The organism is Streptomyces sp. LUP30, assembly GCF_001746365.1.
In the GTDB taxonomy this organism is placed as follows: domain Bacteria; phylum Actinomycetota; class Actinomycetes; order Streptomycetales; family Streptomycetaceae; genus Streptomyces.
The window spans coordinates 38,238-58,972 of record NZ_MJAJ01000054.1 but is presented as its reverse complement, the minus strand read 5'-3'; the positions used below and the strand labels follow the sequence as shown (position 1 = coordinate 58,972).

Sequence of the window (20,735 nt, the reverse complement as noted above, 5' to 3'; positions counted from 1 at the left end):
TCGAACGACGGCGCCCCGACGCCCCCTCGGCGCGCCGTCGTTCGACCCGGCGGCCGCGCCGGGTGCGCGCGGGACGGGACCGGCGGCTGCCGGCGGCTCCCACGCGGGCGACGGTCCTCCCGCCGACGCGGGGAACACCCGCCCCGCCGACCCGGGCGACGCCTCCGCCCCGGGACCCGTGGCCGACCGCGCCTCCTCCGAGCGGGCGTGGTCGCCGCTGCCCCGTGGCTGGGTGCCCGCGCCCGGGGCCGTCCGGCCCGGGACATGGGCGGAGGGCGCCGGAGCCGGACCGCGCGGCGACTCCCGTCCGGGCCCGGCGGCCGACGAAGCGCCCGCCTGGAGCCCCGCGGCGGCCGCGCGGCAACCCGACTTCACCGTCGCCCCGCCGCCGCCCGCACCGAAGGCGGTCCCACAGCGGCCCGACGGCACTCCGGGGGCGGTGAACGGACCCGATCCGGCGCTCTCCTGGAGCGCACCCATGACCCCCGGCGGCGCTCCCGGCGCCACCCGGCCCGTGGTCACGTTCGGCCGGCCCGAGGGGTACACGCCCCGCATCCTCGGCAGACGCGGCCGCACCGCCGCGGCCGCCGCCTGCGTCGTCCTCGGACTGGGCCTCATCGGCGGCGCGGCGACCGGCAGTTGGCTCGTCGGCGGCTCGGGGGAGAGCGCCGAGCGCAGCGCCTACACGACCGCCGGCGGTCTGTGGCACAACGTGCCCGTGGACCAGCTGTTCCCGCCCACCGTGGACGGACAGGGCGCCGGCCCCGGCGGCGCCGACCGCACCTGGACGCGGATCGCCGTCGCCCCGGACGGCGGCTGCGCCGACGCCTTCGACCCGCTGCTGCTCAAGGTGCTCGCCCCGGTCGGCTGCCAGCGCCTCCTGCGCGCCACCTACACCGACGCCACCCAGAGCTATGTGACCACCGTCGGGCTGCTGTTCACCAAGGCGGACGCCACGGCCATGCGCGCGCTCGACGCCCGGTTCGCCAGGGAGGGCCTGGCCCAGCGGGCGGATCTGATGCCGCGTCCGTACGCGGCGAAGGGCACCGCGGCCGCCGGGTTCGGCGACCGGCAGCGGGCCGCGTGGACGGTGTCGGTCCTCACCGACGCGCCCGTCGTCGTCTACGCCGTCTCCGGCTGGGCCGACGGCCGGACCGTCGACTCCCCGCAGCCCGCCCCCCGGGCCACCGCGACCGGCGCCACCACGGCCCCCGCCCAGGCCGGTCTCGGCAACGAGGCCCAGGGCCTCGCCGACCGCGTCGAGCGCGGCCTGCGCAAGACCGCCGTCACGCCCTCGGAGCAGCCCTCATGAGCACCCGCAGGACCCGTACGAGCCGTACGCCCCGCAGGGCCGGGCTTCTGAGCTGCCTCCTCGCCGCCGCCGTCGCCCTGGCGCCGCCCTCCACCGCTCACGCCGACGGCATCCGGGCCCAGCAGTGGGCCCTGGACGCCCTGCACACCCAGCAGGCCTGGCAGACCACCAAGGGCCGGGGCATCACCGTCGCCGTCCTGGACACCGGCGTCGAGGCCGACCACCCCGACCTCGTTGGCAACGTCCTCGCGGGCAAGGACATGGTGGGCTTCGGGGCGAAGCCCGGTGATCGCGCCTGGGCCCGCCACGGCACCGCGATGGCCAGCATCATCGCCGGTCACGGGCATGGCGACGGCAACGACGACGGGGTGCTCGGGATCGCCCCCGAGGCGAAGATCCTTCCCGTCCGCGTGATCCTGGAGGACGGCGACCCGCAGCGCACCAAAGCCCGCAACACCCGCGGCAACGCCCTCGCCGACGGCATCCGCTGGGCCGCCGACCAGGGCGCCGACGTCATCAACCTCTCCCTGGGCGACGACTCGGCCTCCGCCCACCCCGAGCCCGCCGAGGACGAGGCCGTCCAGTACGCCCTGAAGAAGGGCTCGGTCGTCGTCGCCTCGGCCGGCAACGGCGGCGAGAAGGGCGACCACATCTCCTACCCGGCGGCCTACCCGGGCGTCATCGCCGCGACCGCCGTCGACCGCTACGGCACACGCGCCTCGTTCTCCACCCGCCGCTGGTACGCGACCGTCAGCGCGCCCGGCGTCGACGTCGTCATCGCCGACCCGGACCACAAGTACTACCAAGGCTGGGGGACCAGCGCCGCCTCCGCCTTCGTCTCGGGAGCCGTCGCGCTCGTCAAGGCCGCCCACCCCGGGCTGACCCCGGCGCAGATCAAGAAGCTCCTGGAGGGCACGGCCCGCAACGCCCCCGACGGCGGCCGGGACGACTCCCGCGGCTACGGCTTCATCGACCCGGCCGCCGCGATCCGTGCGGCCGCCGCCCTCGAGCCGGAGGGTCTGCAGTCCGCCGCCTACGGCGAGCGGTACTTCGGCTCCGGCCCCGACCGGGCGAAGGCGGACGACGACGCGTCGAGCTGGGCGGGCCTGCTCGCGGGCGGCGCCGGCGGGGTGCTGCTGCTGTCGTCGGTCGTGCTGTGGCGCGGCCGCCGGGGACGCGACCGGCGCGAGGCCCATGGGACGTACGAGGTCTACGAGACGCTCTAGCGTCCGGGCCTGCTACCCCGCGGCGCCGGCGGAGGAGGCGGCGGACGACGACGCCCGCCCGGACGCGGACGACGATGCCGGTGCGGAGCCCGGGTCCGTCGGCCCCGAGGCCGACGTCGTGCCGCCGTCGGTGAACGCCGACACCGCCGCCTTCGCCGCGGCCTCGACCAGCGAGATGCCCGCCGCCTGCGTCGTGTTGCCGTCCGACAGCACGGCCACCAGGTAGCCGCGGCCGCCGACGCTCACCCGGCCGATGCTGTTGACGTCCCACAGCCCGGTCGTGCTGCGCGGCAGCCAGCCGTTCTTCAGCGCCCAGGAGGTCCCGTCGGCCGCGGCCGAGACACCCCAGTCCTGGCCCGCGACGATCCGCCCCATCAGACCCCGCAGATACGTCCGCGAGGCCTCGCTCAGTTCCGAGTCGTCCCCGAACACCTGCCGCAGCAGCGTGAGTTGGTCGACCGCGGTGGTCCGGGTGAGCCCCCACAGCATGCCCTGGCCGCCCTCGGTCCGCGTCAGCCCGAGCCGCTCGTTCGCGGCGTCGAGACCCCCGGCCCTGCCGATGGTCCGCCACAGCGCCGAGGCCGAGTCGTTGTCACTGGTCTCGATCATGGCCGTGGCGTACGTCCTCTCGGCCGCCGTGAGGCGACGGCCCTCGTCCTGCGCCCGCAGCAGCAGCGCGGCCAGGATGTCCGCCTTGACGATGCTCGCCGTGTCGAAGACGCCCCCGCCGTACGCGGCGCGCTCGCCGGAGGCCAGGTCCAGCACGGCCACGGACACGGCCGCGTCCCCCGGCACGGTCACCGATCTCATCGCCGACGCCAGCAGCGCGTCGCGGTCCCGCTCGGCCGCCGCCTCGTTCTCCACCGGCCCCTCCTCGTCCCCCGACCGCGACGCCGGCGGCGTCACGGAGGACGACGATACGGCCCGTCCGCCGGAGTGGGCCCGTGCCGTCGCACCGACCGCGCCTGCGACCGTCGCGCCCAGCACGGCGAGGGCTGCGAGCGAGAGGGGGAGAAGGGGACGGCGCCGGGAAGGACGAGCGCGGCGGCTGCGACGTGCTCCGGGGGACTCCATGGCCGTGATCGTCGGGGCGCCGGCTGTGCGGGCCGTGGCACGGACGTGAGAGCCGGGTCAGGTGAGCCTGAGAATCCCGTGAGCGGCGTCGGCACGGCGACGTGTCGCGGGCCCCGCACAGGTCGGCGGACGCGCCCCGATAGGGTCGAGGACCGTGGCGAACAAGAACATTCCCGACCCCGGCTTCTCCGACGACGACGGCTCCGCCGACCCCCGGCTGAGCGCGGCGCTCGCCGCCTGGGCCGAGGACCGCACCGCCGTGGCCCCGGTGCTGGCGGCCCTCAGGGGCGCCCGGCTCCTGGTCCCCGTCGTGGCCGTGCTGGGCGAGGTCGAGGAGGACGAGCACGGGCTGCGTCGCGAGAAGACCAGCGACATGGCCGTCCCCACGCTCAAGGCGGGCTCGCGCACCGCGCTGCCCGCCTTCACCTCCACCGACTCCCTCGCCCGCTGGGATCCCGAGGCCCGCCCGGTCGCCGTCCCGCTGCACCAGGCGCTGCAGGCGGCCGCGCACGAGAAGGCCGACACGGTCGTCCTCGACCTGGCCGGGCCGGTGGCCTTCGAGCTGACCGGACCCGCGCTGCTCGCGCTCGCCGAGGGCCGTGCCTCCGCCGATCCGCTCGCCGACCCGGCCGTCGTCGCGGCGGTCCGGGCCGCCGTGGCCGCCGAACCGGAGGTCCTCAGCGCCCACCTCGGGCCCGGGGAGGCCGACGGCACCCTCGCTCTGGTCCTCGACCCGGCGGCCACACCCGCCGAGACGGCCCGCTCCGTGGCCCGCCGTCTCGCGGCCGACGAAACGCTGAGGGCCCGCCTGGTGCGCGGCCTCGACCTGGCAGTGCTGCCGGCCGGGACGACGCCTCCGGGCGAGCCCCTGTACGTGAAGGGCTGAGTCCGCCGGAACCCGGTTCAGCCGTAGATCGGGCCCGTGTACTTCTCGCCCGGGCCCTGGCCCGGCTCGTCCGGGACGATCGACGCCTCGCGGAACGCCAGCTGCAGCGACTTCAGACCGTCGCGCAGCGGGGCCGCGTGGAAGGAGCTGATCTCGGTCGCGGACGCGTCCAGCAGACCGGCGAGGGCCGTCACCAGCTTGCGGGCCTCGTCGAGGTCCTTGTACTTGTCGCCCTCCTCCGTCAGGCCGAGCTTCACCGCGGCGGCGCTCATCAGGTTGACGGCGACCGTCACGATCACCTCGACGGCGGGGACCTCGGCGATGTCGCGGGTCATCTCGTCGAAGTCGGGGGTGTCGGGCGTCCCGGCGGAGCCGGCGGGGGAGGTGTCACTCATGCAGGACACGATAGGCGCAGGCCGCACCGGGTCCGGTGGCGAGGCTCGATTGGCCGTTCGCGGCGGCGGCTGGTAATCTCGGTTAACGACCGGTCGGACACGCGTGCCCCTCAGCAGGCGGGCCCGGCCCACAAGTGGAGACTCCGAGCTCCCACCCGACCGCCCTTGAAGGACGGCGGGTCACCCCGGTCAGGCGGCCCCCATCGTTCCGTACGGACGATGGAGTCGCCCGGTAGCGCGCCCCGCGATCCTTGCGGCGGTGCTCCGGTAGTGCTTGGAGCCCCGCATGTGATTGTTCGGGGCATTTTTTGTGCTTCGACGTGGTTGCCAAACTATCGAACACAGACGTTACGCGGCCGTTCGCCAGACTGCCGCGTGGTGCTACCGAGGAGGATCCATCAGCACCGAGCCCCGCATCAACGACCGGATTCGCGTTCCCGAAGTGCGACTTGTCGGTCCCAGTGGCGAGCAGGTCGGCATCGTGCCGCTGGCCAAGGCCCTGGAGCTTGCGCAGGAGTACGACCTCGACCTGGTCGAGGTGGCCGCGAGCGCACGCCCGCCGGTCTGCAAGCTCATGGACTACGGGAAGTTCAAGTACGAGTCGGCCATGAAGGCCCGTGAGGCGCGCAAGAACCAGGCGCACACGGTCATCAAGGAAATGAAGCTCCGGCCGAAGATCGACCCGCACGACTACGACACCAAAAAGGGTCACGTCGTCCGGTTCCTCAAGCAGGGCGACAAGGTCAAGATCACGATCATGTTCCGTGGTCGCGAGCAGTCCAGGCCGGAACTCGGCTACCGACTGCTGCAGCGTCTCGCGTCGGACGTCGAGGACCTCGGCTTCATCGAGTCGAACCCGAAGCAGGACGGCCGGAACATGATCATGGTTCTCGGTCCGCACAAGAAGAAGACCGAGGCCATGGCCGAGGCCCGGCAGGCGCAGGAGGCCCGCAAGGCCGAGGCGAAGGCCAACCCCGGTCGCTCGCAGAACGCCGCGGACGCCGACGCCGTGAACGCCGACGGCGACAGTGACGTCGAGGTCGCGGCGGCTGACGCCGAGGCCCCTGCCGAGGCTTCCGCCGAGGCGTGATCCGAGGGACGCGAGTCCCGCGGACATAACCGATACCAGCGACGTTCCACCGTGCCCGGTTTCACGACCGGGCACCGGAACGCCACCGACGAGGAGAGAACGGCGCTATGCCGAAGAACAAGTCGCACAGCGGTGCCAGCAAGCGCTTCAAGATCACCGGCTCCGGCAAGGTGCTCCGCGAGCGTGCCGGCAAGCGCCACCTGCTCGAGCACAAGTCGTCCCGCGTGACGCGCCGCCTCACCGGCAACGCCGAGATGGCCCCGGGCGACGCCGCGAAGATCAAGAAGCTTCTCGGCAAGTGACGTCGGGCGCAAGCGTCGCGCCTGACCTCTGACCGGGACCCAATCGTTTCCGGGTCGTGTGAGTCCAACCACGGCCCCGCTACAAGGAGTTAAAAAGTGGCACGCGTCAAGCGGGCAGTCAACGCCCACAAGAAGCGCCGGGCGATCCTCGAGGCGGCCTCCGGCTACCGCGGTCAGCGTTCGCGCCTGTACCGCAAGGCCAAGGAGCAGGTCACCCACTCGCTGGTCTACAACTACAACGACCGCAAGAAGCGCAAGGGCGACTTCCGTCAGCTGTGGATCCAGCGCATCAACGCTGCGGCCCGCCAGAACGGCATGACGTACAACCGCCTCATCCAGGGTCTGAAGGCCGCGAACATCGAGGTCGACCGCAAGATCCTGGCCGAGCTCGCCGTGAACGACGCCACCGCGTTCGCCGCGCTGGTCGAGGTCGCGCAGAAGGCCCTCCCCGCGGACGTGAACGCGCCCAAGGCCGCGTGACGCTGCGCTGGCTCTAGGCCGACGTGACTGAAGGACCCGCAGGTTCCATCCTGCGGGTCCTTTTGCTGCTGACGCCCGCTGCCTCCGTCGTCCGGGAACCGGCCGTGCGCGGCCGGTCGCGCCACGCGGCGCAGCCGCACGGGACGGAGCCCCGCGCCCCCCGGGGGCCGCAGTCGCCCCCGCCGCCCAGTCGGCCGCCCCGATACCGAAGGTGAATCACATGCCCTCCGCCACCCCCGAGCTGATCTCCCCCCGTTCCCCGCGCGTCTCCGCGGCGCGGCGGCTCGCCAAGCGGAACTTCCGGGGCAAGGAGCGGCTGTTCCTCGCAGAGGGGCCGCAGGCCGTGCGGGAGGCCGCGGTGCACCGCGCCGACGGGCCGTCCACGCTCGTGGAACTGTTCGCCACCGTCGAGGCCGCCGAGCGCTACGCCGACGTCATCGCCGAGGCCCGCTCGGCCGGCGCGCGGATCCACCTCGCCGCCGAACAGGTCATCGAGGACGTCTCCACCACCGTCACCCCGCAGGGGCTCGTCGGGATCTGCCGGTTCCTGGACACGCCCTTCGAGGGGATCCTCGCCGCCCGGCCCCGGCTCGTCGCCGTCCTCGCCCATGTGCGCGATCCCGGCAACGCGGGCACCGTGCTGCGGTGCGCCGACGCCGCCGGCGCCGACGCCGTCGTGCTGACCGACGCCTCCGTCGACCTCTACAACCCCAAGGCCGTCCGCGCCTCCGTCGGCTCCCTCTTCCATCTGCCCGTCGCCGTCGGCGTCCCCGTCGAACAGGCCGTGGCGGGGCTGCGGGACGCCGGCGTGCGGATCCTCGCCGCCGACGGCGCGGGGGACGACGACCTCGACGCCGAACTGGACGCGGGCACCATGGGCGGCCCCACCGCGTGGGTGTTCGGGAACGAGGCCTGGGGGCTCCCGGAGGAGACCCGCGAGCTCGCGGACGCCGTCGTGCGCGTCCCGATCCACGGAAAGGCCGAGAGTCTGAACCTCGCGACCGCCGCCGCCGTATGTCTCTACGCATCGGCCCGTGCACAGCGCGCCTCCGGAGGGTGCCGCTCCGTGACCGACAGCTAGTAGGGTGACGAGTTCGCGGGCCTCCTCCGGGAGGACGGGAGGTGGGATACGGGGATGAGTGTCGGCACGACCAGCGCACCGGGAGCGGCCCGGCCGGCCGGTGACCTCGCCGGACTCGGCATCGACCCCGACGACCTGCCCGACGGGCTCGTCGTCGCCGACGAGCACGGTCGCGTGATCTGCTTCAACGCCGCCGCCCGGCGCATCGCCGCCGTCGCCGCCGAGGACGTCCTCGGACAGCACCTCGACAAGGCCCTGCCGCTGGAGGACCTGGAGGGCCGCCGCTGGTGGCAGCTCACCGACCCCTACGGCGGCCTCGCCATCCGCGTCGGCCAGCCCGAGCGCAACCTCCTGCTGCCGGGCGGCCGTGAGGTGCTCGTCTCCGCCCGGTACGTCCGCACCCGGCCCACCGGTCCCGTCCGCCGGGTCGTCGTCTCGATCCGCGACACCGAGGCCCGCCGCCGCACCGAGCGCAGCCACGCCGAGCTGATCGCCACCGTGGCCCACGAACTGCGCTCCCCGCTCACCTCCGTCAAGGGCTTCACCGCCACCCTGCTGGCGAAGTGGTCGCGGTTCACCGACGACCAGAAGCGGCTGATGCTGGAGACCGTCGACGCCGACGCGGACCGGGTCACCCGCCTCATCGCCGAGCTGCTCGACATCTCCCGCATCGACTCCGGACGGCTGGAGGTGCGCCGCCAGCCCGTCGACATGGGCGCGGCGGTGGGACGGCACATCCAGGCCTACGTGGCCGCCGGACAGCCCGCCGACCGGTTCCTGCTGCGCATCGAGCAGCCGCTGCCCGCCCTGTGGGCCGACCCCGACAAGGTCGACCAGGTCCTCAGCAACCTCATCGAAAACGCGGTGCGCCACGGCGAGGGAACCGTCACCATTGACATCACGCCCGCCGCGTCCCCCCGGGAAGGGGAGGACACCGGCACATCGGTCACCGTGAGCGACGAGGGCGCAGGCATCCCGGAGGAGTCCATGAACCGCGTCTTCACCCGCTTCTGGCGGGGCAGCAAGCGCGGCGGCACCGGCCTCGGGCTGTACATCGTCAAGGGGATCGTCGAAGCCCACGGCGGCGCCATCACGGTGGGCCGCGCCCCCGGCGGCGGCGCCGAGTTCCGGTTTACGCTGCCCGTGGCGGCCCCGGCGTACCTCTCCTGAGAGCAGCCCGGGCAGCCGCGGGCGCAGCGGTACATCCTCACCCCGTTAGACTCGGCCTTTGGCACCCTTGTGTCCCATCCACGGCCCTCTGACCTCTGCGTGAGTCGGTGACGGGGACCTTCAGCCAGACAATCGGAAGCACGGGAAGAGATGTCGGCACCGAATAAGTCGTACGACCCGGTAGAGGTCGAGGCCTTGAAACCGGAAGAGATCGAGCGCATGCGGGACGAGGCGCTCGCCGCCTTCGCCGCCGCGGACTCCCTCGACGCGCTCCAGGAGGCCAAGGTCGCCCACACCGGCGGCACCTCCCCGCTCGCCCTCGCCAACCGCGAGATCGGCGCCCTGCCCCCGCACGCCAAGGCAGCCGCCGGCAAGCTCGTCGGGCAGGCCCGCGGCGCCGTGAACAAGGGCCTCGCCGCCCGTCAGGAGGAGCTGGAGGCCGAGCGCGACGCGCGGGTGCTGGTCGAGGAGGCGGTGGACGTCACGCTGCCCCACGACCGGGTCCCGGCCGGCGCCCGCCACCCGCTGACCACGCTCTCGGAGCGCATCGAGGACGTCTTCGTGGCCATGGGCTACGAGGTCGCCGAGGGCCCCCAGGTCGAGGCCGAGTGGTTCAACTTCGACGCCCTCAACATCGGCCCGGACCACCCGGCCCGCGGCGAGGCCGACACGTTCTTCGTGCAGGGCCCGCAGGGCGGCACCGAGTCCGGCGTCGTGCTGCGCACCCACACCTCGCCGGTCCAGATCCGCTCGCTGCTCAGCCGTGAGCTGCCGGTGTACGTGATCTGCCCCGGTCGCGTGTACCGCACCGACGAGCTGGACGCCACGCACACCCCGGTCTTCCACCAGGTCGAGCTGCTCGCCGTGGACGAGGGCCTGACCATGGCCGATCTCAAGGGCACGATGGACCACATGGTCCAGTCGCTGTTCGGCGAGGGCATGAAGACCCGGCTGCGGCCGAACTTCTTCCCGTTCACCGAGCCGTCCGCCGAGATGGACATGGTGTGCTACGTCTGCCGCGGCGAGTCCGTCGGCAACCCCGACCGTCCCTGCCGCACCTGCTCCAGCGAGGGCTGGATCGAGCTCGGCGGCTGCGGCATGGTCAACCCCAAGGTGCTGGCCGCCTGCGGCGTCGACCCGGAGAAGTACAGCGGGTTCGCCTTCGGGTTCGGCATCGAGCGGATGCTGATGTTCCGCCACAACGTCGAAGACATGCGAGACATGGTCGAGGGTGACGTCCGGTTCACCCGGCCGTTCGGGATGGAGATCTGATGCGCGTCCCGCTTTCCTGGCTGCGGGAGTACGTCGACCTGCCGGCCACCGAGACCGGCCGCGACGTGCAGGCCAAGCTGGTGTCGGCCGGACTCGAGGTCGAGACCGTCGAGCACCTCGGAGCCGACCTCAAGGGTCCGCTCGTCGTCGGTCAGGTACTGACCATCGAGGAGCTGGAGGGCTTCAAGAAGCCGATCCGCTTCTGCACGGTCGACGTCGGCACGGCCAACGGCACCGGTGAGCCCCAGGAGATCGTCTGCGGCGCCCGTAACTTCGCCGTCGGCGACAAGGTCGTCGTGGTCCTCCCGGGCGCGGTCCTGCCCGGCGGCTTCGCGATCGCCGCACGCAAGACGTACGGCAAGACCTCCCACGGCATGATCTGCTCCGGCGACGAGCTGGGCATGGGCGACGACGGCAGCCACGGCATCATCGTGCTGCCGCCGGAGACCGAGGTCGGCAAGGACGCCATCGAGCTCCTCGAACTCGTCGACGAGGTCCTGGACATCGCCGTCACCGCCAACCGCGGCGACTGCCTGTCCATCCGCGGTGTCGCCCGGGAGACCGCCATCGCCTACGGTCTGGCGCTGCGCGACCCCGCCCTGATCGACGTACCGGCGCCCAACGCCTTCGGCTACCCGGTGCAGGTCTCCGAGCCGATGGGCTGCGACCGCTTCACCGCCCGCACCGTCAGCGGTCTGAGCCCCGAGGCGCGCTCGCCGATCTGGCTGAAGCGCCGGCTGCAGAAGGTCGGCATGCGCCCGATCTCGCTCGCCGTCGACGTCACCAACTACGTGATGATGGAGCTCGGCCAGCCGCTGCACGCCTACGACCGCAGCCTGGTCCAGGGCACGATCGGCGTACGACGGGCCGCGGAGGACGAGCGGATCGTCACCCTCGACGGAGTGACCCGCAAGCTGCACGCCGAGGACCTGGTCATCACCGACGACCGCGGGCCCATCGGTCTCGCCGGCGTCATGGGCGGCGCGAACACCGAGATCGCCGACCACGACGACGCGGAGAGCCTGACGACCGACGTGGTCATCGAGGCCGCCCACTTCGACGCGGTGTCGATCGCGCGCACGGCGCGTCGCCACAAGCTGTCGTCCGAGGCGTCCCGGCGCTTCGAGCGGGGCGTCGACCCGCAGGCCGCCGCTGCCGCCGCGCAGCGCACCGTGGACCTGCTGGTGCTGCTCGCGGGCGGCACCGCCGACGCGGGCGTCACGGAGATCATCGCCCCGTCCGCGCCGCACACGATCAGCGTCCCGGCCGACCACCCGGACAAGGTCGCGGGCGTGGTGTACGGGCGGGAGACCGTCGTCCGCCGGCTGCAGGAGATCGGCTGCGACGTGTACGGGCAGGACGAGCTGATCGTCACCGTCCCGTCCTGGCGGCCCGACCTGGGCGAGGCCAACGACCTGGCCGAGGAGGTCATCCGGCTGGAGGGTTACGAGAACCTGCCCTCCACGCTGCCCAAGCCGCCCTCCGGCCGCGGACTCACCCACCGCCAGCGCCTGCACCGCCGTGTCGGCCGCGCGCTGGCCGGGGCCGGTTACGTCGAGGCGCCGAACTACCCGTTCGTCAGCGAGCAGGTCTTCGACCAGCTCGGCCTGGACGCCGAGGACCCGGCCCGCCGCGTCGTGAAGCTCACCAACCCGCTCAACGACGAGGAGCCCGCGCTCCGCACGTCGCTGCTGCCGGGTCTGCTGGGCGCGCTGCGGCGCAACGACGGCCGTGGCTCGCACGATCTGGCGCTCTTCGAGACCGGGCTGGTCTTCCACCCGCGCGAGGAGCAGGGCGTCGCCGGGCATCTGCCCGTCGACCGCCGCCCCACAGACGAGGAGCTGGCGTCGCTGGACGCCGTGCTGCCCGAGCAGCCGCGCCATGTCGCCGTCGTCCTCACGGGCGCCCGCGAGCAGGCCGGCTGGTGGGGCAAGGGCCGTCCGGCGGACTGGGCCGACGCCGTCGAGGCGGGCCGCACGGTCGCCCGGGAGGCCGGCGTCGAGCCGGTCGTCCGCAACGGCCGCTACGGGCCGTGGCACCCCGGGCGCTGCGCCGAGTTCGTCGTGGTCGTCGACGGCGCCGAGCGGGTCGTCGGTCACGCGGGCGAGCTGCACCCCCGGGTGCTCAAGGCCCTGGGCCTGCCCGCGCGCACCTGCGCCATGGAGCTCGACCTGGACGTCCTGGAGCAGGTCGGCGACGACACGCCCCAGGCGCCGCACATCTCCACGTTCCCGGTGGCCACCCAGGACGTCGCCCTCGTGGTCGACCGGATCGTGCCGCACGCCGACGTCGAGGCCGCGCTGCGGGAGGGCGCGGGTGAACTGCTGGAGGGCATCCGGCTGTTCGACGTCTACGAGAACGCGGAGCAGCTCGGCGACGGCAAGAAGTCGCTCGCGTACGCGCTGCGCTTCCGCGCGGAGGACCGGACGCTCACCGTCGACGAGGCGTCGGCCGCCCGCGACGCGGCGGTCGCCCTCGCGGGGGAGCGCACGGGAGCGGCCCTGCGGGGCTGACCGTAGGTTGCGCAGGTCCGCGCCCGGCGCGGGTGCGGGGCTGCGCCCCTGCGCCCGCGCCGGGGGTGTGTGTCGGCCGCGGGTCCCTAGTGGCTGGTCGCGCAGTTCCTCGCGCCCCTGGGGGCTGGGGCTGCGCCCCTGCGCCCGGCTCGGGGTTCGTTTTCGTAGGGGCCTGGGTGCAACCCCCTAGGGGCGCGGGGAACTGCGCGACCGGCCACGACGGACCCGCACCTGTTCACGTACCCGAGACGCACAGGTCCGCCCGACCCGCGGAGCGGAGCGCCACGCCGGGCCGTCGCTTTTCGAGGGGGAGCCGACGGCCCGGCGAACCTCTTGCGAGGCGTTCCAGTCAACCCGGCCGTGAGCGCTCCACGACAGCGCGCACGCCCGGCGAGCGCGGGCTTTCGGTTCACACCCCGTGTGAAGACAGACCCACTAGTCTGACGACACCGAGGCACCGGGGGGCACCCATGCAGCCCAACACTCTGCTCGACGCGATCCTCGACGAGGCGGGCATCTCGCACGCGGGCCTCGCCGCCCACGTGAACCAGGCCGGGCGGGCACGCGGGCTCGCCCTGCGGTACGAGCACACGGCGGTGGCCCGCTGGCTCAAGGGCCAACGGCCGCGCGGCCAGGTGCCCGACCTCATCTGCGAGGTGCTGGCGATGCGGCTGCACCGGCCGGTCACCCTCGACGACATCGGTCTCGGCGTCCCGGGAGAGCCGTCCACCCCGCACGGCGCCTCGCTCTCCGGCTTCGTCGAGCGGGCCACCGCCCTGTGGCGCTCGGACGAGCAGCAGCGCCCGCACATCCTGGGCGCGCCCGCCGTGACCGGCACGCCGGCGGTGATGCCGGTGTGGGAGTGGGAGAACCCTCCGGAGGACGTGGACGTCTCCCGTGGCGGCCGGCACCGGGTCACCTCCGCCGACATCGAGATGCTGCGCGCCGCCCGCGCCCACTACGAGCAGATGTACCGCAAGGCGGGCGGCATCGCGACCCGCAGCCGGGTCGTCGGCTTTCTGAACGCCGAGACCGCGCCCCTGTTGCGCGGCAGCTACACGGACGAGACGGGCCGTCAACTGCACCGCGCCACCGGCGGGTTGGTGGCCGTGGCGGGCATCTGCGCCTACGACTCCGATGCGCACGGCCTCGCCCAGCGCTACTTCCACCAGGCGCTCAGGCTGGCCAAGGCCAGCGGCGACCGGGGGCTGGGGGCGTACGTCATCGCCCTGCTGGTGAACCAGTCGCTGTTCATGCGGGAGTACCGGCAGGCCGTCGCCTTCGCGGAGGCGGCGCTGCGGGCGGCGGGCAGGCACATCACGCCCGCTCTCGCCTCCGACCTGTACGCGATGCAGGCCAAGGCGTACGCCCACCTGGGAGACGGCACGGGCGCCCTGTCGTGCATCCGGCGGGCCGAGGCGGCCGCCGATCGCATCCGGCGCGGCCACGAGCCCGACGAGACCGGCTATGTCCAGCCCGGTCTGGTCAACGTCCAGGTGGCGGAGGCCCTGCTCAGCCTCGGCGACCTCACCGCGGCCGCCGAGCACGCGGCGGCCGCCGTGGACACCCCGGCGCACGACCGCGGCAGGGTGCACCGGCTCGCCATGCTCAGCACGATCGAGCTGCGTCAGGGCAACGCCGACAAAGCGGTGGTCACCGCGGTGCGGATGGCCGAGCAGACCCGGGGGATGGAGTCCCAGCGGCTGCGCGACAGACTCCGGTCGGTGCGCGAGCACCTGGTGCGCAGCGGCTGCGCGGGCACGGCCGAGGCCGCCGAACTCATCGACGGGGCCCTGCGCGTACCGCTGTAGACGGGGGCGTCACGGGGTATCCGAATCACGACGCCTGGAGAAGCGCCGGCACGTCGTCCGCGCCGACGCTGCATGGTTCCTGCTGCGATATTGCCACTTACTCGACGGAAGGTGGCAGAACCGTGCAGTGGACGAAGCAGAACGAACAAACTGTGTATGAAAACCGCTGGTTCAGCGTCAACCTGGCAGATGTGGAGCTGCCCGACGGCCGGCACCTCGACCACTTCCTCATACGGCTGAGGCCCGTCGCCGTGGCGACCGTCGTCAACGACGCCAACGAGGTCCTCCTGCTGTGGCGGCACCGCTTCATCACCGACAGCTGGGGGTGGGAGCTCGCCGCGGGCGTGGTCGAGGACGGCGAGGACGTCGCAGGGGCGGCCGCCCGGGAACTGGAGGAGGAGACCGGCTGGCGGCCGGGATCCCTGCGCCACCTGATGAGCGTGGAGCCGTCCAACGGGCTCACCGACGCCGTCCACCACATCTACTGGTCGGACGAGGCCGAGTACACGGGTCACCCGGTGGACGACTTCGAGTCGGACCGCCGGGAGTGGGTCTCCCTCGAGTTCGTCCCCGACCTGGTCGCCCGAGGGGAGGTCCCGGCCGCCAACATGGCGGCCGCGTTGATGCTGCTGCACCACATCAGGCTCGGATGAGGACGAACCTGGCGACGGCCCGCGGGCGCTAGCGTCCGAAGGCCTGCCAGACCGTCACGACCAGTGCGCCGACGGCGGTGAGCGCGGCCACGGCCGGCAGCGGCCAGCGTGCGTGCTCCAACGCCACGATGCGCGTGCTCAGTTCGTCGAGCTCCTTGGCCGTCTCCTCGGTGCGGTGCGTCAGCAGGGCCAGTCCGCCCTCGACGCGGGCGTACGCCACGTCGAGGCGGCGCCGTAACTCCGCGAGTTCTCCATGGGCGACGGGATGCCCGGAATCGGTGGTCACGTCTCCGCTCCTTTCCGTGGTCGTCTCACATCCCTTACGTGCGCATGATGAGTGAACCCGCCGGCCGGATCCGTGGGGAGAGTGTGCGTGCGGCATATGCGGGCCCGGCGTGCACACGGCGTGTGAAGGGAACGGGCCCGGCGCTCCGCGGAGCGCCGGGCCCGTGACCGGCCGACGAGGGGTCCCTGTGTGACGTGGGTCAGTACGTGTAGAAGCCCGAGCCGGTCTTGCGGCCCAGCCGGCCCGCGTCCACCATGCGCTGCAGCAGCGGGGGAGCGGCGTAGAGGGGTTCCTTGTACTCCTCGTACATGGAGAACGCGACCGAGGCGACCGTGTCCAGACCGATCAGGTCGGACAGCTTCAGCGGGCCCATCGGATGGGCGCAGCCCATCTCCATGCCGTTGTCGATGTCCTCGCGGCTCGCGATGCCCGTCTCGAACATCCGGATCGCGGACAGGAGGTAGGGGATCAGCAGCGCGTTGACCACGAAGCCGGAGCGGTCCTGGGCGCGGATCGCGTGCTTGCCCAGCACCTTCTCGGCGAACAGCTGCGCCCGGCCGAGCGTGCCCTCCGAGGTGGTCAGCGCCGGGATCAGCTCGACGAGCTGCTGCACCGGGGCAGGGTTGAAGAAGTGGATGCCGACGACCTGGCCGGGCCGCGAGGTGGCGACCGCCAGCTTCACCAGCGGGATGGAGGAGGTGTTGGAGGCGAGGATCGCGTCCGGGCGGGTCACCACCTGGTCGAGGACCTGGAAGATCTCGGTCTTGACCTGCTCGTTCTCGACCACGGCCTCGACGACGAGGTCGCGGTCGGCGAACTCGCCGAGGTCCGTGGTGAAGCTCAGGCGCGCCAGCGCGGCGTCCCGCTCCTCCTCGGAGATCTTGCCGCGCTCGGCGGCCTTGGTCAGGGAGTTGAGCAGCCGGGTCCGGCCGATCTCCAGGGCTTCGCCGTTGGTCTCGGCGACCTTGACGTCGAGGCCGGCGCGGGCGCAGACCTCGGCGATGCCCGCCCCCATCTGGCCGCAGCCCACCACTCCGACCCGTTCGATGTCGGTCACATCGCACCTTTCGCCGCGCTGACTCAGTTGGCAGTGGCAGGTCTGCCGGGTCCCGGTCGGCCTGCTCCGATCGTGCACGTTACTAGCAAGTATCGATGATCGATCGTCGGGGTGGGGCATGCTGGGGCCCGGAAACGATCCGTGACCGAACGGATCCGCAGAGTATGTGGGGATGTGTGCGATGGGGCGACTGTCCCGGCGGGCGTTCGCGCTGGCAGCGCTGTCGGCGTTCACCACGACGGGGGCGGCGGCCGCTCCCGGGCGGGAGCGGCGGGCGACGACCGAGATGCGGGGGATGTGGCTGGCGACCGTCTCCAACCGCGACTGGCCGTCCCGGACGGGCCTGACCGCCGCCGCCCAGCGCGCCGAACTGATCGCCCTGCTGGACGTGGCGGTGCGCAGGAGGCTCAACTCGGTGATCCTCCAGGTGCGGCCCACGGCCGACGCGCTGTGGCCCTCGTCCTACGAGCCGTGGTCCGAGGTGCTCACCGGCGTCCAGGGCAGGGCGCCGGGCTGGGATCCGCTGGGCACGGCGGTCACGGAGGCCCACGCCCGCGGCCTTCAGCTGCACGCCTGGTTCAACCCGTACCGGATCGCCACCCATGACGACCCCTCCAGGCTGGTCGCCTCCCATCCCGCGCGCCGGCACCCGGACTGGGTGGTGCCGTTCGGCGGGAGGCTCTACTACAACCCCGGCCTGCCCGAGGTCCGGGCCTTCGTGCAGGACGCGATCCTCGACGCGGTCGCGAAGTACCCCCTGGACGCCGTGCACTTCGACGACTACTTCTATCCGTACCCGGTGGCCGGCCAGACCTTCGACGACGAGGACGCGTACGACGCGCACGGCGGCGCCTTCGCCACCCGGGCCGCCTGGCGGCGCGACAACGTCGACCGGCTGGTGCTGGAGACAGCCGCCCGCATCAGGGCCACCCGGCCCGGCACCCAGTTCGGGATCAGCCCGTTCGGGGTGTGGCGCAACGCCTCCACCGACTCGCGCGGCTCGGACACCCGGGCCCTGCAGTCCTACGACGACATCCACGCCGACACGCGCAAGTGGGTCCAGGAGGGCTGGATCGACTACGTCGTGCCCCAGCTGTACTGGAACATCGGGCTGTCGGCCGCCGACTACGCCAAGCTGGTGCCCTGGTGGGCGGACGTGGCCAAGGGCAGCCGCACCAGGCTGTACATCGGCGAGGCCCTGTACCGGGCGGGCGACCCGACGCAGCCGGCGGCCTGGCAGGACCCGGCCGAACTGTCGGCCCACCTCGACCTGGCCGCCGCTCACCCGCAGGTGCGCGGGCACGTCTTCTTCGCCGCGGGGGACGTGAAGACGGACCGGATCGGGGCCATGGCCCGGGTGGTCGCCGAGCACTACCAGCAGCCGGCCGTGCCCCCGCGCTGAGTCGCGCCGAGGCCCGGCGCATCACGCCGGGCCGGGTCGCGCCGAGCTACGGGCGCCGTTCTCCTGTCGTGCGGTGGCGGATCTCGGTGTCGGGCCCGGGCGAGCACACGCCCACGTGCCCGTCCTCGAAGCGGACGCGGTACGGCGGGTCGCCGCCCTGGCCCAGCACCTCGACGATCTCGCCGACCTTGTCGTGTTGCCCGACCACCCTGCCGTGCTGGACAAGCTGGTCGCCCGTGGTTGCGCGCATCTGGGTCTCCTCACTGTGCCGAGCGGCGGTCCGTGCCGTCGAGTCCCCGGTCCTCGCGTCCGTCGCGGGCGGCAGCCGGCTCGCGGTCAGCCGCGCGCCCGCTGGGTGACGGCGATGCAGACGACGACGGCCGCGGCCGTCAGCGGCGCGGCGGGCGTGAGGTGTTCGCCCAGCAGCAGCACCGACCACACCAGTGTGAGCAGCGGCTGGGCCAACTGCAACTGGCTGGCCCGGGGAATGCCGATGGCCGCCATGCCCCGGTACCAGACGACCAGCCCGAGGAACTGCGAGCCCGCGGTGACCCACAGCACTCCGGCCACGCTGTGCGCGGTGAGGTGGACGGGTTCCAGGGCGACGGCGAGCGCGGCGGCGGGCAGGGTCAGGGGCAGGCAGAGCACCAGCGCCCAGCCGATGACCTGCCAGCCCGGCATGACCCGGGCCAGCCGGCCGCCCTCGGTGTAGCCGGCCGCGCACACCAGCAGCGCCCCGAACAGGTAGAGGTCGGCGGTGGTCAGCGCCCCGCCGCTCTGCTGCACGGTGAAGGCCGCCACCGCGCCCGCGCCGACCAGGGCCGCCGCCCAGAAGGCGCGGGACGGGCGGGCGCCCGTGCGCAGGACGGACAGCAGCGCGGTCGTCAGCGGCAGCAGCCCGACCACCACGGCCGCGTGCGCGGTCGTGGACGTCTGCAGCGCGAGCGTGGTCAGCAGCGGAAAGCCGACGACGACCCCACCGGCGACGACGGCCAGCCCCGCCCGGTGCCGCCGGGCGGGCGGCGGGATCCTCAGGGCGAGCAGACACGCGCCGGCGAGCAGCGCGGCCAGGACGCTGCGCACCGCGACCAGCGCCCAGGGGCCGAAGCCCTCCAGGCCCCAGGCGGTGGCGGGGAAGGTCAGAGAGAAGGCGGCGACACCGAGGGCGGCCTGGAGGATGCCGGGGCCGCTCCGCCGGGCGCCGAGGTCCGGAGTGCTGACCGCTATCGCGGGCGCTGCGGTAGCGCTACTCTGTATCTTCATACATGAGCGTAGCAGTGTGAACGAGCTGGCAGAACAACTGCGTCAAGAGGTCAGCCGCTACTCTCCAGGTGGAAAGCTGCCGTCGAGCCGGGCCCTGGTCGAGAGGTTCCGGGTGAGCCCCGTGACCGTCTCGCGGGCGCTGGCGCACCTGGTCGCCGAGGGGCTCGTGGTCACCCGCCCCGGCGCGGGCGCGTTCCGGGCCCGGCCGCCGCGCGCCGCCGCTCCCGTCGGCGACACCTCGTGGCAGGAGGTGTCGCTCAGCGCGGACGGCGCGGGCGACCTGGTCCCGCGCTCGGTGGACGCCTCGGGCGTCACGATCTCGCTCTCCGCCCCGCCGCCCGAAGTGATCGAGTTCAACGGGGGCTACCTCCATCCCTCGCTGCAGCCGGAGCGGGCCATGGCCGCGGCCCTGGCCCGGGCCGGGCGCCGGCCCGGCGCCTGGGGGCGGCCGCCGTTGGAGGGGTTGCCGGAGCTGCGCGAGTGGTTCGCGCGCACCGTCGGCGGCCCGGTCACCGCGGCCGAGGTGCTGGTCAGCGGCGGCGGCCAGGCCTCGCTGACCACCGCCCTGCGCGCCCTGGCCCCGCCCGGCGCGCCGGTGCTGGTGGAGTCCCCGACCTACCCCGGCATGCTCGCGATCGCCCGGTCGGCGGGTCTGCGGCCCGTCCCGGTCCCGGTCGACCCGGACGGCGTCCGGCCGGAGCTGCTCGCCGACGCCTTCCGGGCGAGCGGCGCCCGGGTCTTCGTCTGCCAGCCGTTGTTCCAGAACCCGACCGGGGCGGTCCTCGCCGCCGACCGGCGGGCCCAGGTGCTGCGCATCGCCCGGGAGGCGGGGGCGTTCGTCGTCGAGGACGACTTCGTGCGCCGGCTCGCGCACGAGGACGCGGGCCCGCTGCCGCGTCCGCTCGCCGCCGAGGACCCCGACGGCGTCGTCGTCCACGTCGGGTCGCTGACCAAGGCGACCTCGCCGAGCTTCCGGGTCAGCGCCCTGGTCGCCCGCGGCCCGGTGCTGGAACGACTGCGCGCCATCCAGGTCGTCGACAGCTTCTTCGTGCCCCGCCCGCTCCAGGAGGCGGCCCTCGAACTCGTCGCCTCCCCGGCCTGGCCCCGCCATCTGCGGTCCGTGGCGTCGGAGTTGAGAGCGCGACGGGACGCGATGAGCGCCGCGCTGCGGCTGCGCCTGCCCCGACTGGCCCTGCCGCACATCCCGTCCGGCGGCTACCACCTCTGGCTGCGCCTGCCCGACGGCGCGGACGAAACGGCGTTCGCCGCCGCCGCCCTGCGCGCCGGAGTCGCTCTCACGCCCGGCCGCCCCTACTTCAGCGCCGAGCCCCCGGCCGCCCACGTCCGGCTGAGCTTCGCCGCCGTCGCCGGGACGGCGGAGATCGCGGAGGGGGTGCGGAGGCTGGAGGCCGCGTGCGAGGAGGCGCTGCCCCCAAACCGTTCGACATGACGTCCCTCCGCT

Annotated in this window: 20 protein-coding genes; 14 read left to right on the top strand and 6 right to left on the bottom strand. The window is 73.4% G+C overall.

Annotation, left to right across the window (positions count from 1 at the left end):
• Nucleotides 1-1,312, top strand: a 1,312-nt coding sequence (locus BG482_RS46280; protein ID WP_370745934.1) for a hypothetical protein, incomplete at its 5' end; no start/stop codon positions are given.
• Nucleotides 1,309-2,538: a type VII secretion-associated serine protease mycosin gene (gene mycP, locus BG482_RS32925; RefSeq protein WP_069772860.1), complete on the top strand. Its 1,230-nt coding sequence runs from the start codon at nucleotides 1,309-1,311 to the stop codon at nucleotides 2,536-2,538. The genes BG482_RS46280 and mycP, both read left to right, overlap by 4 nt.
• A 12-nt stretch (nucleotides 2,539-2,550) precedes the next feature.
• Here the strand turns inward: mycP and BG482_RS32920 are convergent, their stop codons facing one another.
• A complete protein-coding gene (locus BG482_RS32920) occupies nucleotides 2,551-3,612 on the bottom strand; it encodes a serine hydrolase (protein WP_069772859.1) in 1,062 nt (353 codons plus the stop codon).
• Nucleotides 3,613-3,766: 154 nt separating this feature from the next.
• Between BG482_RS32920 and BG482_RS32915 the strand changes: the two genes are divergently transcribed.
• Nucleotides 3,767-4,498, top strand: coding sequence for an SseB family protein (locus BG482_RS32915; RefSeq protein ID WP_069772858.1), 732 nt, complete (start codon nucleotides 3,767-3,769; stop codon nucleotides 4,496-4,498).
• A 17-nt stretch (nucleotides 4,499-4,515) separates the two neighbouring features.
• Here the strand turns inward: BG482_RS32915 and BG482_RS32910 are convergent, their stop codons facing one another.
• Nucleotides 4,516-4,893, bottom strand: coding sequence for a DUF1844 domain-containing protein (locus tag BG482_RS32910; protein ID WP_069772857.1), 378 nt, complete (start codon nucleotides 4,891-4,893; stop codon nucleotides 4,516-4,518).
• Nucleotides 4,894-5,290: 397 nt separating this feature from the next.
• Between BG482_RS32910 and infC the strand changes: the two genes are divergently transcribed.
• The 9 genes from infC to BG482_RS32865 all read left to right on the top strand — a co-directional run bounded on the left by infC (nucleotide 5,291) and on the right by BG482_RS32865 (nucleotide 15,265).
• Nucleotides 5,291-5,983, top strand: coding sequence for a translation initiation factor IF-3 (gene infC / locus BG482_RS32905; protein ID WP_218108804.1), 693 nt, complete (start codon nucleotides 5,291-5,293; stop codon nucleotides 5,981-5,983).
• Between the two features lie 107 nt (nucleotides 5,984-6,090).
• Nucleotides 6,091-6,285: a 50S ribosomal protein L35 gene (rpmI, locus tag BG482_RS32900; protein WP_003977225.1), complete on the top strand. Its 195-nt coding sequence runs from the start codon at nucleotides 6,091-6,093 to the stop codon at nucleotides 6,283-6,285.
• A gap of 96 nt (nucleotides 6,286-6,381) precedes the next feature.
• Nucleotides 6,382-6,765, top strand: a complete 384-nt coding sequence (gene rplT, locus BG482_RS32895) for a 50S ribosomal protein L20 (RefSeq protein WP_057580434.1) — start codon at nucleotides 6,382-6,384, stop codon at nucleotides 6,763-6,765.
• A 220-nt stretch (nucleotides 6,766-6,985) separates the two neighbouring features.
• A complete protein-coding gene (locus BG482_RS32890) occupies nucleotides 6,986-7,846 on the top strand; it encodes an RNA methyltransferase (RefSeq protein ID WP_069772855.1) in 861 nt (286 codons plus the stop codon).
• Nucleotides 7,847-7,900: 54 nt separating this feature from the next.
• Nucleotides 7,901-9,016, top strand: coding sequence for an ATP-binding protein (locus tag BG482_RS32885; protein WP_069772854.1), 1,116 nt, complete (start codon nucleotides 7,901-7,903; stop codon nucleotides 9,014-9,016).
• A 150-nt stretch (nucleotides 9,017-9,166) separates the two neighbouring features.
• Nucleotides 9,167-10,288: a phenylalanine--tRNA ligase subunit alpha gene (pheS, locus tag BG482_RS32880; protein ID WP_069772853.1), complete on the top strand. Its 1,122-nt coding sequence runs from the start codon at nucleotides 9,167-9,169 to the stop codon at nucleotides 10,286-10,288.
• Nucleotides 10,288-12,801, top strand: coding sequence for a phenylalanine--tRNA ligase subunit beta (gene pheT, locus BG482_RS32875; protein WP_069772852.1), 2,514 nt, complete (start codon nucleotides 10,288-10,290; stop codon nucleotides 12,799-12,801). The genes pheS and pheT overlap by 1 nt, the downstream gene beginning before the upstream one ends.
• Before the next feature lie 470 nt (nucleotides 12,802-13,271).
• Complete coding sequence (locus tag BG482_RS32870; RefSeq protein WP_069772851.1) at nucleotides 13,272-14,612, top strand: transcriptional regulator; 1,341 nt, start codon at nucleotides 13,272-13,274, stop codon at nucleotides 14,610-14,612.
• A gap of 122 nt (nucleotides 14,613-14,734) precedes the next feature.
• Nucleotides 14,735-15,265: an NUDIX hydrolase gene (locus BG482_RS32865; protein WP_079142431.1), complete on the top strand. Its 531-nt coding sequence runs from the start codon at nucleotides 14,735-14,737 to the stop codon at nucleotides 15,263-15,265.
• 28 nt (nucleotides 15,266-15,293) lie between these two features.
• On the opposite strand, the gene BG482_RS32860 is transcribed toward BG482_RS32865, so the two are convergent.
• Together BG482_RS32860 and BG482_RS32855 are read right to left on the bottom strand one after the other, a co-directional pair.
• Nucleotides 15,294-15,551, bottom strand: a complete 258-nt coding sequence (locus BG482_RS32860) for a hypothetical protein (RefSeq protein WP_069772849.1) — start codon at nucleotides 15,549-15,551, stop codon at nucleotides 15,294-15,296.
• 199 nt (nucleotides 15,552-15,750) lie between these two features.
• Nucleotides 15,751-16,608 carry a 3-hydroxybutyryl-CoA dehydrogenase gene (locus tag BG482_RS32855; protein WP_069772848.1) on the bottom strand — a complete coding sequence of 286 codons (858 nt, stop codon included), beginning with the start codon at nucleotides 16,606-16,608 and terminating at the stop codon, nucleotides 15,751-15,753.
• A 181-nt stretch (nucleotides 16,609-16,789) separates the two neighbouring features.
• On the opposite strand from BG482_RS32855, the gene BG482_RS32850 reads away from it, so the two are divergent.
• A complete protein-coding gene (locus BG482_RS32850) occupies nucleotides 16,790-18,010 on the top strand; it encodes a glycoside hydrolase family 10 protein (RefSeq protein WP_069772847.1) in 1,221 nt (406 codons plus the stop codon).
• A gap of 46 nt (nucleotides 18,011-18,056) precedes the next feature.
• Here the strand turns inward: BG482_RS32850 and BG482_RS32845 are convergent, their stop codons facing one another.
• Nucleotides 18,057-18,260, bottom strand: a complete 204-nt coding sequence (locus BG482_RS32845) for a DUF1918 domain-containing protein (protein ID WP_069772846.1) — start codon at nucleotides 18,258-18,260, stop codon at nucleotides 18,057-18,059.
• Between the two features lie 86 nt (nucleotides 18,261-18,346).
• Nucleotides 18,347-19,273 carry a DMT family transporter gene (locus BG482_RS32840; RefSeq protein ID WP_069772845.1) on the bottom strand — a complete coding sequence of 309 codons (927 nt, stop codon included), beginning with the start codon at nucleotides 19,271-19,273 and terminating at the stop codon, nucleotides 18,347-18,349.
• On the opposite strand from BG482_RS32840, the gene BG482_RS32835 reads away from it, so the two are divergent.
• Nucleotides 19,272-20,723 carry a PLP-dependent aminotransferase family protein gene (locus BG482_RS32835; protein WP_079142435.1) on the top strand — a complete coding sequence of 484 codons (1,452 nt, stop codon included), beginning with the start codon at nucleotides 19,272-19,274 and terminating at the stop codon, nucleotides 20,721-20,723. The genes BG482_RS32840 and BG482_RS32835 overlap by 2 nt on opposite strands.
• Nucleotides 20,724-20,735: the final 12 nt, after the last annotated feature.

Coding starts and splice junctions, on each gene's coding strand:
- mycP (WP_069772860.1), top strand. CDS start 1,309: ATGAGCACCCGCAGGACCCGTACGAGCCGTACGCCCCGCAGGGCCGGG.
- BG482_RS32920 (WP_069772859.1), bottom strand. CDS start 3,612: ATGGAGTCCCCCGGAGCACGTCGCAGCCGCCGCGCTCGTCCTTCCCGG.
- BG482_RS32910 (WP_069772857.1), bottom strand. CDS start 4,893: ATGAGTGACACCTCCCCCGCCGGCTCCGCCGGGACGCCCGACACCCCC.
- rpmI (WP_003977225.1), top strand. CDS start 6,091: ATGCCGAAGAACAAGTCGCACAGCGGTGCCAGCAAGCGCTTCAAGATC.
- BG482_RS32890 (WP_069772855.1), top strand. CDS start 6,986: ATGCCCTCCGCCACCCCCGAGCTGATCTCCCCCCGTTCCCCGCGCGTC.
- BG482_RS32885 (WP_069772854.1), top strand. CDS start 7,901: ATGAGTGTCGGCACGACCAGCGCACCGGGAGCGGCCCGGCCGGCCGGT.
- pheS (WP_069772853.1), top strand. CDS start 9,167: ATGTCGGCACCGAATAAGTCGTACGACCCGGTAGAGGTCGAGGCCTTG.
- pheT (WP_069772852.1), top strand. CDS start 10,288: ATGCGCGTCCCGCTTTCCTGGCTGCGGGAGTACGTCGACCTGCCGGCC.
- BG482_RS32870 (WP_069772851.1), top strand. CDS start 13,272: ATGCAGCCCAACACTCTGCTCGACGCGATCCTCGACGAGGCGGGCATC.
- BG482_RS32850 (WP_069772847.1), top strand. CDS start 16,790: ATGGGGCGACTGTCCCGGCGGGCGTTCGCGCTGGCAGCGCTGTCGGCG.
- BG482_RS32845 (WP_069772846.1), bottom strand. CDS start 18,260: ATGCGCGCAACCACGGGCGACCAGCTTGTCCAGCACGGCAGGGTGGTC.
- BG482_RS32840 (WP_069772845.1), bottom strand. CDS start 19,273: ATGAAGATACAGAGTAGCGCTACCGCAGCGCCCGCGATAGCGGTCAGC.